At 67.9% G+C, this 14,579-nt stretch carries 15 protein-coding genes; 9 read left to right on the top strand and 6 right to left on the bottom strand.

What is annotated here, in order from left to right:
* Positions 1–175 precede the first annotated feature (175 nt).
* Together KXS11_RS11715 and KXS11_RS11720 are read left to right on the top strand one after the other, a co-directional pair.
* Positions 176–1,864, top strand: coding sequence for an ABC-F family ATP-binding cassette domain-containing protein (locus KXS11_RS11715; protein WP_437385765.1), 1,689 nt, complete (start codon positions 176–178; stop codon positions 1,862–1,864).
* A 90-nt stretch (positions 1,865–1,954) separates the two neighbouring features.
* Positions 1,955–2,227, top strand: a complete 273-nt coding sequence (locus tag KXS11_RS11720; protein ID WP_437385766.1) for a hypothetical protein — start codon at positions 1,955–1,957, stop codon at positions 2,225–2,227.
* A 15-nt stretch (positions 2,228–2,242) separates the two neighbouring features.
* Here KXS11_RS11720 and KXS11_RS11725 read toward each other — a convergent pair whose 3' ends face one another.
* From KXS11_RS11725 to KXS11_RS11740, 4 genes are all read right to left on the bottom strand, one after another.
* Complete coding sequence (locus tag KXS11_RS11725; protein ID WP_437385767.1) at positions 2,243–3,196, bottom strand: helix-turn-helix transcriptional regulator; 954 nt, start codon at positions 3,194–3,196, stop codon at positions 2,243–2,245.
* 92 nt (positions 3,197–3,288) lie between these two features.
* A complete protein-coding gene (locus KXS11_RS11730) occupies positions 3,289–3,666 on the bottom strand; it encodes a hypothetical protein (protein ID WP_437385768.1) in 378 nt (125 codons plus the stop codon).
* Between the two features lie 89 nt (positions 3,667–3,755).
* Positions 3,756–4,118 (bottom strand): DUF7882 family protein, encoded by a 363-nt coding sequence (locus KXS11_RS11735; protein ID WP_437385769.1) that lies wholly within the window; start codon positions 4,116–4,118, stop codon positions 3,756–3,758.
* Between the two features lie 183 nt (positions 4,119–4,301).
* On the bottom strand, positions 4,302–5,861 hold the full coding sequence (locus KXS11_RS11740; RefSeq protein WP_437385770.1) for a deoxyguanosinetriphosphate triphosphohydrolase family protein: 1,560 nt from the start codon (positions 5,859–5,861) through the stop codon (positions 4,302–4,304).
* A gap of 92 nt (positions 5,862–5,953) precedes the next feature.
* On the opposite strand from KXS11_RS11740, the gene KXS11_RS11745 reads away from it, so the two are divergent.
* The 6 genes from KXS11_RS11745 (at position 5,954) to KXS11_RS11770 (ending at position 11,750) form a co-directional block, all read left to right on the top strand.
* Complete coding sequence (locus tag KXS11_RS11745; RefSeq protein ID WP_437385771.1) at positions 5,954–6,796, top strand: AraC family transcriptional regulator; 843 nt, start codon at positions 5,954–5,956, stop codon at positions 6,794–6,796.
* A gap of 162 nt (positions 6,797–6,958) precedes the next feature.
* Positions 6,959–8,017, top strand: a complete 1,059-nt coding sequence (locus KXS11_RS11750) for an ABC transporter substrate-binding protein (RefSeq protein WP_437385772.1) — start codon at positions 6,959–6,961, stop codon at positions 8,015–8,017.
* 8 nt (positions 8,018–8,025) lie between these two features.
* Positions 8,026–9,123 carry a FecCD family ABC transporter permease gene (locus tag KXS11_RS11755; protein ID WP_437385773.1) on the top strand — a complete coding sequence of 366 codons (1,098 nt, stop codon included), beginning with the start codon at positions 8,026–8,028 and terminating at the stop codon, positions 9,121–9,123.
* Complete coding sequence (locus KXS11_RS11760; RefSeq protein ID WP_437385774.1) at positions 9,120–10,223, top strand: FecCD family ABC transporter permease; 1,104 nt, start codon at positions 9,120–9,122, stop codon at positions 10,221–10,223. The genes KXS11_RS11755 and KXS11_RS11760 overlap by 4 nt, the downstream gene beginning before the upstream one ends.
* 29 nt (positions 10,224–10,252) lie before the next feature.
* Entirely contained in the window at positions 10,253–11,041 is a 789-nt protein-coding gene (locus KXS11_RS11765; RefSeq protein ID WP_437385775.1) for an ABC transporter ATP-binding protein, read from the top strand.
* Positions 11,042–11,102: 61 nt separating this feature from the next.
* Positions 11,103–11,750, top strand: a complete 648-nt coding sequence (locus KXS11_RS11770) for a GNAT family N-acetyltransferase (protein ID WP_437385776.1) — start codon at positions 11,103–11,105, stop codon at positions 11,748–11,750.
* Between the two features lie 38 nt (positions 11,751–11,788).
* Here KXS11_RS11770 and KXS11_RS11775 read toward each other — a convergent pair whose 3' ends face one another.
* Positions 11,789–12,211 carry a hypothetical protein gene (locus tag KXS11_RS11775; RefSeq protein WP_437385777.1) on the bottom strand — a complete coding sequence of 141 codons (423 nt, stop codon included), beginning with the start codon at positions 12,209–12,211 and terminating at the stop codon, positions 11,789–11,791.
* Between the two features lie 6 nt (positions 12,212–12,217).
* A complete protein-coding gene (locus KXS11_RS11780; RefSeq protein ID WP_437385778.1) occupies positions 12,218–13,327 on the bottom strand; it encodes a hypothetical protein in 1,110 nt (369 codons plus the stop codon).
* Positions 13,328–13,740: 413 nt separating this feature from the next.
* On the opposite strand from KXS11_RS11780, the gene KXS11_RS11785 reads away from it, so the two are divergent.
* Positions 13,741–14,544, top strand: coding sequence for a MerR family transcriptional regulator (locus tag KXS11_RS11785; RefSeq protein WP_437385779.1), 804 nt, complete (start codon positions 13,741–13,743; stop codon positions 14,542–14,544).
* The last annotated feature ends 35 nt before the right edge of the window (positions 14,545–14,579 follow it).

Consider the following 14,579-nt stretch of genomic DNA (forward strand, 5'->3'; position numbering starts at 1 on the left):
CTCGGGGACAGGACCCAGGCTCGGGAACGAGAGCCAGGTGCAGGCACCGGAGCAGGCGCACCTCGACCGACTGCGCGTAGCGGGCTAGACTGGTCGGCTCGCCAGGCGGTGGGCGGCCCCTCGCAACGCATCGGGGCCCGTTCGGGAGCGGGAAGCTCCCTGGGGAGTGCACACCATGGGCTACATCGACGTCAGCGATCTCACGTACACGCTGAGCGACGGCCGGACGCTGTTGGACGAGGTCTCGTTCCGGGTCGGCGAGGGCGCGATCGCAGCGCTCATCGGCGCGAACGGTGCCGGGAAGACGACGCTGCTGCGGCTCATCCGCGGCGAACTGCAGCCCGATTCCGGCGTCGTCGCGATCGACGGCGGGCTCGGCGTGATGGATCAGTTCGTCGGCCGCGGCGGCGACGAACGCACCGTGCGCGACCTCCTGGTGCAGGTGGCGCCGCCACGGGTGCGCGCAGCCGCGGAGGCTGTCGACCGAGCCGAACTCGCCCTCATGGAAGACGACGTCGAGGCGACGCAGATGGCGTATGCGACGACCCTCGCGGAGTACGCGGACGCCGGCGGCTACGACCAGGAGGTGCTCTGGGACAGCTGCTGCGAGGCAGCACTCGGCGTCCCCTACGACCGCGCGCAGTGGCGCACACTCGGCACCCTCTCGGGCGGCGAGCAGAAGCGGCTCGTCCTCGAGGCGCTGTTCCGCGGTCCCGAACAGGTGCTCCTGCTCGACGAGCCGGACAACTCGCTCGACGTGCCGACCAAACGCTGGCTGGAAGGCAGACTCGCCGAGACGAAGAAGACGGTGCTCCTCGTCTCCCACGACCGCGAGCTGCCGGCCGAGGCGGCGACCAGGATCATCACCCTCGAGGTCGGCGCGGCAGGGAGCACGACCTGGACCCACGGCGCGAGTTTCCGGAACTATCACGAGGCCCGCGACGCCAGACTCGACCGCCTCGACGAACTGCGCCGACGCTGGGACGAGGACCGTGTGAAGCTCCGTGCACTCGTGCTGCGGCTGCGCGAGCAGTCGAAGTTCAACGACTCGATGGCCTCCCGCTACCGCGCCGCCCAGACACGGCTCGCGAAGTTCGAGGAGGTCGGTCCACCCGAGGAGCGCCCGAAGGACCAGAACGTCACCATGCGACTTCGCGGTGCGCGCACCGGGCGTCGGGCCGTCGTGTGCACCGGGCTGGAACTGACCGGCCTCATGCAGCCGTTCGACGCGGAGATCTGGTTCGGCGAACGCATCGGTGTGCTCGGCTCCAACGGCTCGGGCAAGTCGCACTTCCTCCGACTGCTGGCCGGTGGAGGCACGGATCCCGACCCCGGAGCGGGGCACCTGGCTGCGGCCGGTGTCGCGCTCGAGCCGGTGCTCCACGAGGGCGTCGCCACGCTCGGTGCGCGCGTGCAGCCCGGCTGGTTCGCGCAGTCCCACCAGCATCCGGAGCTCGTCGGCCGGACGTTGCTCGACATCCTGCACCGGGGCGACGACCACCGTTCGGGCCTCCCGCGCGAAGCGGCGAGCCGGGTGCTCGACCGCTACGGGCTGGCCGGGGCGGCGGAGCAGCGCTTCGAGTCGCTCTCCGGTGGGCAACAGGCCCGGTTGCAGATCCTGCTCCTCGAACTGTCCGGCGCGACCCTGCTGCTCCTCGACGAACCCACCGACAACCTCGACCTCGTCTCAGCCGAGGCACTGGAACAGGGCCTCGCGGGCTTCGAGGGCACCGTCATCGCCGTCACGCACGACCGCTGGTTCGCGCGCGGGTTCGACCGGTTCCTCGTGTTCGGCTCGGACGGTCGGGTCCAGACCGCCGACGAACCCGTCTGGGAGGAGACCCGCGTCGAGCGGCGGCGCTGAGCACCCCGCACGGCTCGCGCCGATCGTCAACCCTCCGCGAGGGTTCCGGCTGGTTCCTTACCCTGGTGGGAGCGAACGGACGGAGAGCCGATGGCACGACAGCGCATCATCACGATCGGTCGGGGAACGTACCTGCTCGATCCGGTTGCTGACGTCCGATCACTCAAGGACGCGGTGGAACGGGCCGTGCAGGACGGCGGGGCGTTCGTGTCCATCCCGCTCGCGCTCGGGGCTGCGCTGGACGTGCTGATCACGCCGGGTCTCCTGGTGAGCATCGAATCGTCGACGACGGTCGAGCTCAGGCCGTACCCGGAGGCGAACCAGAGGGTGTCTTCCGCGTTGGAGGACTTCTCGGAGTACTGAGCGCCCGATGCCCCGCTAGGAGCCGAGCGTCGTGCTGGGGTACTCGCCGAAGCGACTCGTGTACGAGGCGGAGAAGCGGCCGAGGTGAGCGAACCCCCAGCGGCCGGCGATCGCCGCGACGGTCGTCGTGGAGGCGTCCCCGAGGCGCAGCTCCTCCTGCACGCGGTCGAGCCTGATCCGGCGCAGGTAGTCGAGGGGAGTGATGTCGTACTCCCGGCGGAACGCGCTCTGCAGCGAGCGCAGACTCATCCCGGCAGCCTCTGCCACCTGCTCCGTGCGGATCGGCAGGTGCGCGTTCGCGATCATGAACTCGACGGCGGCGCGCGTCTTGCCGCTCGCGGAGATCCCGACGTCGACAGGCGCGTGCAGGGCCGTGTGGGGAAACGTCTCCAGCAGCGCGATCGCCGCGGTGCGGTTCGCCTCGGAGCGCAGCAGCGGCGAGCTGTCGTCGTCGTAGATCACGCGAGCGACGCCCGTCACGGATGCCGCCCAGCGCCTGAGCGCTTCGCCAGTGGGGCGAGCGGTCGTGTCGAACAGGATGGGACCGCTGGAGCCCTCGACGTCGGCCGCCACACGTTCGAGGAAGGCACCGTCGAAGTGCATGAGGTTCTGGCGGTAGTCGGTGAAGTCGAACTGCGAGAGCTGGTCGTTCACGAACATCGCCGGCTGACCGTGCGCCAACCGGACGGGCTTTCCGGCGAGGTCGGTCGCCCCCTCCCCTGCCGTGAGCCAGGACACCACGTACTCGCCCTGCGTGAGGACGGTCCCCGTGACATGCCCGGCGAACTGCGAACCGCGCAGCGTCAGCTCGTCATCACCGATCGAGGTGTACCGGTAGGTGAACTGCGCCTCGGTGGGTTCGATGATCATCTCGCCGGCGTTGTAGGCGCCTCCGAACACCTCGTGCGCTTGGGCGATCTCATCGCCGGCGACCTCGAACCGTTCGGCTCGACTCGTTTCCTCACTCATCGTTCATACATTCTCATGTCGACCTCGAAGTGCGGATATCCCGTAGACGTGCGTGCGTTAATCGGATAATGGCCGCTTCGGCCAGGACGAACTCAGCCAGCCTCAGGCAGCGGGTCACCTTCGAAGCCGAACGCCTCGGCCATCGCCGAACGCGCTGCGGAGGTGAACTGCCGCAGGATCACCGTGCGGTGGGGCGCCGCCGTGCGGTGTGACCACACCACGAGGGAGGTCGACCCACCGCCGCTTTCCATCATCCAGCCGAGGAGGTCGGCGGAGGTCACGTGGACCGTGTCAGGGGAGGCGCCGAGCACGACCGCCTCGCGCGTGACCACCAGGCCTCCCGGACCGGCGCTGTTCACATGCGAGCTCTCGAACAGCACGGTGGACGACGGGAAGAAGCGAGTGGAGGCTCGCGGCGCTCCGAGCGCCGAGAAGTCGGGAAGCCGCGCCTCGTCTGACCGAACGGCCATGATCGCCCCCAACTCTGTTGAGCATCATCCCGACCGCCCCGTCGTCGAGGGATGATGCGTGCGCGTTCAGGCGCGCTCTGATGCTGCGGTCAGGCGACGGCATCCATCCGCGCGATACTGCCCGCGGCCAACACCGGTTCGGGCACCACACGCAATCCCTTGGCGCTGTTCGCCTGCTCGAGGAGGACCGCCAGCCACTCTCGGTTCATCTCCGGCGCACGGCTGCCGGAGAAGGCGAACTGCAACGGGATGGTCGGGTTCAGCCACAGGGACTGACGCCCCGTCCCCCGGCCGGGAACGGCCTCGAGGTGGAAGGCGAAGCTCTCGTTGCGGCGGAACTTGCTGAAGATGACCACCTGCAGGTGGGCGAGGAGTCGATCCTCGATCTCGTGGAGCGTGGGCGGCGTCCCGTAGAGCAGATTTCCCATGAGTGCGTCCCGTCCATCCTCCACCCCGGCATCCGCCAGGCGATGCCGCCACCGTACCCGCCCCGGGCGACCATGAGCCCGCCACTATCCGTATTGCGTCGCGCGAGCCGGCACCGGATCGAAACCCCGTGCGACGGCGAGCTCGCGTTCATCAGTGCCACCCTGAGCGGGTTCGCCCGTCTGGAGCCGTCGTCACGTCGGGCCCGGTCAGCTGCCGAAGGCCCACGCCTCCCGATCGCCGCGAAGCCTGGCGGCGAGCGCCGTCGCCTGCTCGTCGGTGAGGGACGCGACGTAGTCGAGGATGCCGCGGGCGCGGCCGAGCCTGCCGAGCGCACGAGCGTCGGTCAGGGGGCGGTGGCGGCCCTTCGACTCCGGGTCGACCGGCAGCCAGTCGGGGTTGTCTGCGCGGAGGCGGAAGTAGCCGTCGGTGGCGAGTTCGACGAAGTCGAGGAGTTTCTGCGGTGCGCGCGCGCCGTCGCGCGGGTCGTCCAGCCAGCTGTCGAGTTCGGTGACGAGCACGTTCAGCACGCGAGACTGGCCGCGCTGGTAGGTGGCGAAGTCGGGCCGGTCGATGACGAATCGGGTGTGGACGAACTTCAGCACGGTGACGTCGTGCCACGCCTCGGGCAGCAGCGACACGTGTCCTGAGCGGACGTTCGGTTCCTCGACCACGAGCACGGAACGCTGCAGTCGTCCGATCCACGAGGACACGAACGACTCGATGGCGCGTTCGGTGCGGCTCGATCCGTCGAACGGCACGGCGAGCAGACCTTCGACGAGTTCCGTCGCAACCCGCTGCACGGACGCCCGGAAGTGCTCGTCGCTCGCGATCCAGGGGTCGCGCGACACGATGCGGCGGCGCAGCAGTTCGAGCGAGTGCCCCGGCGTGCGGTTCCACAGTTCCTCGGTGTCGAGGGCCGCGAGCGCCACCTGATCGCGCAGGAACGTGCGGAACTCGACGGCGACGGCCGCCTGCTGGAGCACCCCCGCGCGGTAGAAGTCGTCGAGGTCGTGGAGGGAGTAGGCGATGTCGTCGGCGACGTCCATCACCGAGCATTCGACGGTCTGCTGCCAGGGCGCGATCGCGGTGAAGGCGCTGCGGGCGTCGAGCATGTCGTCGAGGTCGAGCGTGTACGCGGAGAACTTCGGCGGCGCGGTCTCCCAGCGGCTCGCCGTGGATCCCCGCGGGAGGCGGGTCGGATCCTCGGAGTCGATCTCCGGGCGACTCATCGTGCGTCCCCACGGGTACTTGAGGACGGCGGCGCGCGAGGCCGCCGTGAGGTTGAGGCCTTCCTTCACCGTCTCGCACACGTCGAGAGCGGAGAGGATGCGGAACGACTGAGCGTTGCCTTCGAACCCCTCCGCGAGGCCGAGGCGTTCGCGCGCGAGGCGGTCGAGGACCTGCTCGCCGAGGTGTCCGAACGGCGGGTGCCCGAGGTCGTGGGCACTGGCCGCAGCCTGGACGACGACGGGGTCGCAGCCGCCCAGTCGCTCGACGATGGCGGTCTGCGCAGGATCGGTCGTCGTCAGCTGCATCGCGATGGCGCGGGCCACAGCGGTGACCTTGATCGAGTGCGTGAGGCGGTTGTGGACGACCTGGCCGACACCGGACGGCGACACCACCTGCGTCACCGCCGACAGTCGCGCGAAGTAGGGCGAGAACCGGATGCGTTCGAGGTCGACCCGGTACTCCGGGTACTCCTCGCCCGTGGCGAACCGGTCCACGGGCTCGGGGATCAGCCGGCGTCGGCGTTGTGCGTCGTCCATGCCCTCACCCTATTGCGCCGATACGATGGAGGGCCTCGGCAGGCGCAGCGGCACCCTTCATGGTCGGCGCGCGGCCGCTCCACGGAGTACGGATGATCACCTATCGGCATGATGACTGGGACGCGAGCCCGCTGCATCCGTCGACCGTCGTCGCGCCGTATCTGATGGGGACCGGGGTCGTCACCGGAGAAGCCTCCGGCACACGCCTGCTGTCACCTCCGCACAGCCATGCGGATGCCATGCTCGCCTGGTGCTACCGCGGCACCGTGTCGGTGCACTTGCAGGATGCGGTGTGGCGTCTGGCCCCCGGGCAAGGCGTCTGGATCCCCGCGCACATCCGCCACACCACGCACCACGAACGGGATGCGACCGGCTGCTACACCTACCTCCCGGACTCGTCTCTCATCGCCCCGATCGAGGCGGTCACCCGGGTGCTCGTCCCCCGCGCGGTGCAGGAGATGCTCCTCCACCTCGGCATCAACGACATGGACACGAACCTGCGCGTGCGAATCCAATCGGTGCTCATCGAGATGCTGCAGCAGTCCGTGCCGGAGGCGACTGGCGATTGGGCTGAGGTGCCGATTCCGGCCGACGAACGAGTGGCCCCACTCGTGCGGGCGGTGCTCGCCGACCCCGGCGATCCGGCCACGGCCCAGGATCTGTTCCTCGCGCACGGACTGCACGAGCGCACCGTGCTCCGCCTCTTCCAGAACGACGTCGGGATGAGCTTCGGGCGGTGGCGCACCGGCATCCGGATGACCTTCGCGGCCCGCCTGATCGTCGACGGCGTCCCGATCGGGGCGGCGGCGCACCGCTCCGGATACGCCACGACGAGCGCGTTCTCCGCGAGTTTCAAGGAACGGTTCGGTCTGACGCCGCGGCAGTACGTGGCGCGCGTCCGCGCCGACGACGCCCACCAGCCGTATTGGCGATGACCGGCTTCGAACCGATCGAACGTCGTCGATTCTGCGATAGAAGTTGTCCGTTCTTCGACACTTTCGGCTCGACCCGGGCTCTAGCATGGCTCTGTTAGGGAATGCTTACCTAACTTCTTGCCGCTCGATGCGGCGCCCACCCCACGTCTCCGAAGGAGAAACATGCCGCTCGCTTTCGCGCGCCCGAAGACCCGCCGAGGCCTCGCCTTCGTCGCTGCAACCGCCGCCCTCGTCCTGGCCCTCACCGGATGCTCGGCGTCCGCCGACGAAGCGGCAGCGCCCGCAGCCACCGACGGCGTGGTCATCGAACACGCCCACGGCGAGACCGTGATCCCGGAGAAGCCTCAGCGCGTCGTCGCCCTCGGCTGGATGACGCCGGACATCGTCGCCGCCCTCGGAACGAACCCGGTCGGCATCGAGGAGGTCTGGGGAGCGGACGAGAGCGGCTACCAGCCGTGGTTCGAGGACTTCGTCACCGAGGAGTACGGCGAGACCCCCGAGATCATCCCCTACATCGAGGACGGCCCGAACTACGAGGCCATCAAGGCCCTCAAGCCCGACCTCATCCTGAGCCTCTACTCCGGCGTGACCGACATCGAGTACGAACGGCTCACCGAGATCGCCCCGACGGTGCCCTACATCGAGGGCCCCTGGAACCCGGGCACCTGGGAAGGCATGACCCGCACCGTCGGCAAGGCGCTGTCGGAGGACGCGAAGGCCGAAGAGCTGATCACCGAGACCGAGGAACTGATCACCGGCCTCGCCGACGAGCACCCGGAGTTCGACGGGAAGACGTTCGTCTGGGGCCTGACCCTCAACGAGGGCGGCACCGACCTCGGCGTGTACCTCGAGTACGACCCGCGCGTCCGCATCACCGAAGCCCTCGGCTTCACGTCGACCTCCGCCATGGACAGCTTCCTCGCCACCGCCGAGGGCGACAACTGGTACACCGGCGTCAGCCTCGAGAAGCTCTACGACGTGCAGGCCGACCTCTTCGCGGCATGGGGCAGCAGCGCGGCTGAGGGGACGTACACCGTCGAGAACAAGGTCGTCTCGCGTTGGGAACCGATCGCAGCGGGTTCCTACGTGATCTACGCCGACGACGCCGCGGCGTCCGCGATCAGCGCGCCCACCGTGCTCTCCCTGAAGTACATCCTCCCGACGTACGTCGACGACCTCGCAGCAGCGCTGCAGGGCGAGCCGACCATCGACGGGGAATGACCTCGGAGATGTCCCGGCCGCCAGCTCCCCCGGCCCCGCCGGTGGCGGAGGACGGCACGGACGTCTCGAACCCGGATGCGGGGAGTCGTGCAGGCGACTCCCCGCACCGCACCGGGACGCTCGTCGCGGGACTGATCGTCTCGGCGCTCGTCCTGGTGGTCGTCACCATCGCCTCGCTCGCCGTCGGCAACCGCGCGATCGATCCCGCCACCGTGCTCCACGCGGTGTTCGCGTACGACGATGAGAACCCGCTGCACCTGATGGTGATGGAGCTGCGGGTGCCTCGCACGCTGCTCGGCGTCATCGTGGGAGCGGCCCTGGCCGTGTGCGGTGGTCTCATCCAGGCGTTCACCCGCAATCCGCTGGCCGACCCGGGCATCCTCGGCGTGAACGCCGGGGCGTCCTTCGCGGTCACCTTCGCCGTCGGCGTGCTCGGCCTCAGCACCCCCAGCGCATACGTGCCCTTCGCCCTCGCGGGAGCGTTCGCCCTCACGATGCTCGTGTACACCCTCGGCTCCTTCGGACCATCGGGGGCCACGCCCATGAAGCTCACCCTCGCCGGGGTGGCCCTCGGCGCAGCGTTCACCGGCTTCACCACAGCGATCGTGCTCCGCGACACCAGCACGCTCCAGGTCATGCGGTTCTGGGGTGTCGGTTCGATCGGTGGACGCACCCTCGACCAGCTCACCTGGGCGGCACCGCTCATCGCCGTCGGTCTCCTGATCGGTCTCCTGTGCGCCCGTTCCCTGAACGCACTGGCACTAGGCGACGACCTCGCCCAGGCCCTCGGCGCCCGCGTGCGCGTGACCCGCGTGATGGTGATCGTCGCGGTCACCATGCTTGCCGGAACGAGCGTCGCCGCCGCAGGACCCATCGCCTTCGTCGGGCTGATGATCCCGCACATCGTGCGCTGGTTCACGGGCCCGGATCAGCGCTGGGTGCTGACCTACTCGATGATCATCGGCCCCTCGTTCCTGTTGCTCGCCGACATCCTCGGCCGCATCGCGCTCCCGAACAGCGAGCTTCGCGTGGGGATCGTCACGGCCCTCCTCGGCGCACCCATCCTCATCGCCCTGGTGCGCCGGAAGCGGGTGAGTGGACTGTGACCGTCGACCGACGCCCCACCACACCGCCACGGAACGACACCGTCGAGGCGGAGTTCACTCCGGTCGACCACGGCCGCCGCCAGCTCAGGATCGAGACCTCCCGAATCGCCACCCTGATCCCGGTGCGAGCGGTGGTGGTGAGCCTCGCCCTCGTCCTCGTGATCATCGGAGCGGGTCTCGCCTCGATGACGCTCGGCGCCTACGAGGTGGACTTCGGTTCCGTGGTCCACGCCATCGTGGACCCCGCCTCGGACCCCGACATCCGCCAGGTGGTCTTCGAGTGGCGGCTGCCCCGGGTGCTGTTCGCCGTGCTCTGCGGCGCCGCCCTCGCACTCGCCGGCGGGGTCTTCCAGTCGCTCACGCGGAATCCGCTCGGCTCGCCGGACATCATCGGTTTCGGCGTCGGGTCGCAGTTCGGCGTGACGGTCGTCATGGTCGTCCTGGAGCTGAACACCTACATGTTCAAGGCCGCCGGGGCCCTCATCGGCGGCCTGCTGACCGCGCTGCTCGTATACGTGCTCGCGAGCAAGCACACGATGTCGTCCTTCCGCCTGATCATCGTCGGCATCGGCGTCTCCGCCGGGCTCGGCTCGCTCACCTCGTGGATCCTGATCTCGGTCAGTGTGGAGAAAGCCATGATGGCGGCGACCTGGGGTGCAGGATCACTCGCCTCCCTCGGCTTCGAGCAGCTGATCCCCGCCGCCGTGGTCTTCACCGTGGTCGCCGCCCTGTCCCTTCCCCTCGGACGGACGCTGCCCGTGCTCGAGATGGGCGACGACGCCGCCACCGCGCTCGGCATCAGCCCTGGACGCACGCGGCTGCGGGCGATGGTGCTCGGTGTGGCCCTCGTGGCGCTGGTCACGGCCGCCGCCGGCCCCATCTCGTTCATCGCCCTCGCAGCTCCCCAGATCGCGCAGCGACTCACGCGCTCGAACACCCCGATGGGCACGGCTCCCGTGATGCTGACCGGCGCGGCGCTTGTCGTGGTGTCCGACGCCGTCGGCCAGCTGGTCGCCGTGCCGGTCGGTGTCGTGACGGTCTCGGTCGGTGGCATCTACCTCGCCTGGCTGCTGGCCGCCCAGTACGCGCGTCGCACCTGAGACCCGCTGCCCGCCCGAAAGGAACACTCATGACCGCTTCGCTGCTGGCCCGCGACATCACGCTGGGCTATGGGGAGACCCCCATCATCTCCGAGCTCTCGCTCCAGGTGCCGGACGACTCGTTCACGATCATCATCGGCCCGAACGCGTGCGGCAAGTCGACCCTGCTGCGCGGGTTCGCGCGGCTGCTCAAACCCACCACCGGCGCGGTGCTCTTGGACGGCGCCGAGCTGCGCTCCTACAAACCCAAGGAGGCCGCCCGCAGGCTCGGGCTCCTCCCTCAGTCGTCGATCGCGCCCGACGGCATCACGGTCGCCGACCTCGTCGGTCGTGGTCGGTTCCCGCACCAGAGCGCGATGAGGACGTGGAGCAGCGCGGACGAACGCGCCGTGTCCGAGGCAATGGCGGCCACCGGTGTCACCGAGCTGTCGCGGCGCCTCGTCGACGAGCTGTCCGGTGGTCAGCGGCAGCGCGTGTGGGTGGCGATGGCGCTCGCCCAGCAGACGAAGCACCTGCTGCTCGACGAACCGACCACCTTCCTCGACATCGCGCACCAGATCGACCTGATGGAGCTGTTCGCCGACCTGCATCGCGGCGGTACGACGCTGGTCGCGGTCCTGCACGATCTGAACCATGCCGCACGCTACGCGACGCACCTGGTGGCGATGCGCGACGGAGCCATCGTGGCGCAGGGCGACCCGCGCGAGATCATCACCGCCGAACTCGTCGAAACCGTGTACGACCTCCCCTGCAAGGTCATCACCGACCCCGTTTCCGGAACGCCACTGGTGCTTCCGCTCGGTCGGCGGAGGCGGTGACGACGACGGTGCGGGTGGCGGCGCGGGTGGCGGCATCCGGCCGGCACGGTAGCGTGGCGTGATGCTCAGCCTCACCGATGTCTGGCCCCTGTTCGGTCTCGAGATCCGCACGCCCCGGCTCGTCCTCCGCCCCGTGCGCGACGACGACCTGCCCGGGCTCATCGAGTCCGCTCTCGCAGGCATCCACGACCCGGAGGTCATGCCGTTCAGCATGCCCTGGACGGACCAGCCGCGCGAGCAGCTCATGCGCGAGACTGCGCGGTTCCTGTGGCAGCAGCGCGCGGGCGTTCGGCCGGAGGCGTGGGCGGTCAACCTCGCCGTGCTGCACGAGGGCACGCCGATCGGGTTGCAGGACGTGGGCGCGACGGACTTCGCGGTGACCCGCACGATTACGAGCGGTTCGTGGCTCACGCGCGCTCGGCAGGGTGTCGGCCTCGGCAAGGAGATGCGCGCCGGCATGCTCCAGTTCGTGTTCGACCACCTGGGCGCCGAGGTCGCAGCGTCTGATGCCGCGGTCTGGAACGAGGCCTCGCTCGGCGTCTCCCGCTCGCTCGGCTATCGCGACAATGGCAGGAACCGCATCGTCGGTCGCCCCGGCCAGCTCACCGAGTCGCAGCAGCTCCGCCTCGAACGAGACGACTTCCGCCGCCCCGACTGGACCATCGCCGTCAGCGGCGTCGCCGAGACGAAGGCGTTCCTCCTCGGTTGAGCTGCTCTGCTCGCGCAACCGCGCGCGCAGAAATGGCGCTATTCGCGCGTTGTGAGAGCGAGCATCGCAACAAGGCCCGCCGCGCTGCCGAGGGCAGCCAGGACGAGCCAGCTGACGATTGAGGGTGCGGTTGTGCCGACCGCCCAGCTGAACGCAAGAGCCGTTACAGCTGCGACGCTCACCGCTACCAACGGTTGCGCTGCCCGAATGGCGGCCTGAGAACCCACAGCGAGCCGCACGATGAGCGTCGCTGTTGCAATCAGTAGCGCACCCAGGGCTCCGATCATTGCGGCGACGATCATGGCAAACACGCCCAGCCCCGAAGCAAGGTTCACTGGGGACGGAAAGATATTCAGGCCGGCTGCAAGCAGGAGGCCCGTTATCGCGAAGGCCGCACCGGTGGGTGCTGCGCACAGCAGCAGCACCCACCACGCCACCCGATACTGGATCGGAGAAGTCATCGATAGCTACTGTAGTTTCGCGCGCAAGTTGGATGCGAATTCATGCCATTTCGCGCTCGCAAGGGCCGTGTTCGCTGCGTTGCCGGGGCCAAGATCGTTCTTCACGTTGGCCATGACCTGTAGCACGAGCGATCCGCTCTGATTCTGTGTGAACGTGAATTGGACGAACGACCCCTCACCGTCAAAGTGACCGGCCAGCGCATCGAAACCGAAACCTGCGACAGTTCCAGCGTTGTACTTGTTGGCGACACGGACGGGCGCAGGCACAGCGACCCAGCTGATCGGGCTCGCGTTGAGGCCGATCATCGAGCCGACGTTCGGGAATACCGCAGGCGCGCCCCCGACGGGGAAGGAGCAGTTGAAGCACCGGCTCAGCTCGTTGAACGCTTGACCGCCGGTTCGTTGAATTCCTGCGGAGATGTACAGCTCGTAACCCCAGTCAGGGTCCGCCAGGACCGGGTACTGGGTTGCATCGTCGGTTTCAACGATCTGAGTCAGAACGCCTGACGCCCAATCGAAGTGGGTGGGCAAGGATCTGCCTGCGGCGTCGAGGGCCCACGGGGCGCGAATGGCGCCATACGCCTGAACAACGTCTTCTGAATCGCTGTCGACCGGAAGGAAGACCATGGTGCCGTCGAGCAACTGATCGACTCGAACGTCGCCCGGAAAGTCCATCTCGTAGGAAACCGACGCCATCGTTGCATCACTGTCAATCGCGGAAAGGAATCGTACGCCGCCGTCATGCGGTTGGATGTAGTTGTTGATGCCGGGATCTTCGCTCGCGAGAACAACGATGTCGCTAGACGAGAGCACCGAGGTCGCGCCGACGGGTCTGATTCTCACTACGTCGCCGCCTCCAAACGAGCTGATGGGAATAGCTACCGAAAGTTCCTCGTCCGTCGGCCGAACCAATCCCTGATCAACATTGCGCGATGTCGGCTCGGCCCATGCTGGAACCGTCTCGTCGAGCAAGGTAGGAGCAATTCGCTCGATCAATGCAGCTGCGTCGTCGATCCCTCCAGACGAAGCAGTTGCAGGTGCGACAACACCTGCGAGACAGCCGACGATGACGGTAGCACTGCTACATAGTGCAAGAAAACGCCGCCTTGTATCCATAATTTATTTCTCATCTCTTTCCGAGCCCTACAGACTGACCAGCAGAAGTTTCAGACTGTAACATGTTCTACACGGGCAATGGGCGTCCATAGCAGCTTGACGAATACCGCGCGGAAGTTGTCCACAGAGCGTCGAGCGGATCCCGCGAACGGCGTTCATGACGCACAGACCGTTGACTTCGTCAGCGACGGGACTCTCGAACACTGCACATCGGCCCTCATTGCGCGGATTCAATCTCCCGAGCAGGTGCTTCTTCGGCGCCCCAGCGCGCGACGAGCTCGAGCGCGTCGAGGTGCCCGCCATGTACATGGCGATCTGCGGCATCCATCTCGGGTCGATGACCCGGACGGCGATCGCCGCATCGGCACTGAGATGCTTGACTCTGACACGGTGTGAGGGGGGAGAACAGAACCATGTTGTCCATCGGAGCGTTCGCGCAGATCGGCCAAGTGACCCACCGGATGCTCCGGCACTGGGACACCGCAGGTCTGCTCGTGCCCGCCCACGTGGATGAGTACAGCGGCTACCGCTCCTACGATCCCTCGCAGCTGGCAAGGCTGCACAGGATCGTGGCGCTTCGGCAGCTCGGTTTCGGTCTCGAAGACATCGCACTGATTCTCGACCAAGGGGTGGATGCGGCACGCATCGCCCGGTTGTTGCAGGTGCGTCGAGCAGAGGTCGAACGTGAGCATCGGATCGCGGCCGCACGACTCATCGATGTGGAACGGCGGCTCCACCTCATCGAAAGAGAGCATCACATGTCAGAGATCGAGATCATCGAGAAGCCCCTGCCCGCCGTCCGCCTGGCCGCCCGCCGTGGCGTCGTCCCCTCCCAACCGGAGATCGCGGACTTCGTCGGACCCTCGTTCGACGAAGTCGCCTCCGTCATCGGCGGCGAGAAGGGTTCGCTGTCCACGCCGATCGCGCAGTACAGCGCTGGCGAGGACGGCACGGAGGTGGTCGTCGGCTACGCCTACAACGGGCCGGTCCGTGACGGGTTCGAGATCGTCGAGTTGCCCGCCGTGAACCTGGCGATCTGCGGCATCCATCTCGGACCGATGGAACGCATCGCCGAGAGCTGGCAGTCCATCCACGCCGAGATCATCGCCCGTGGTTTCGTGCCCGCAGGCCCGTGTCGCGAACTGTATGTGCGAGCGGTGTCAGAGGATCAGTCCGACTGGGTCACCGAACTTCAGCAGCCGATCGCCACCGCCTGATCACTGGGCGCCGACGTCTCGGATTGGATCGTTGC

Source organism: Plantibacter flavus, assembly GCF_051487245.1.
Lineage (GTDB): Bacteria > Actinomycetota > Actinomycetes > Actinomycetales > Microbacteriaceae > Plantibacter > Plantibacter flavus_B.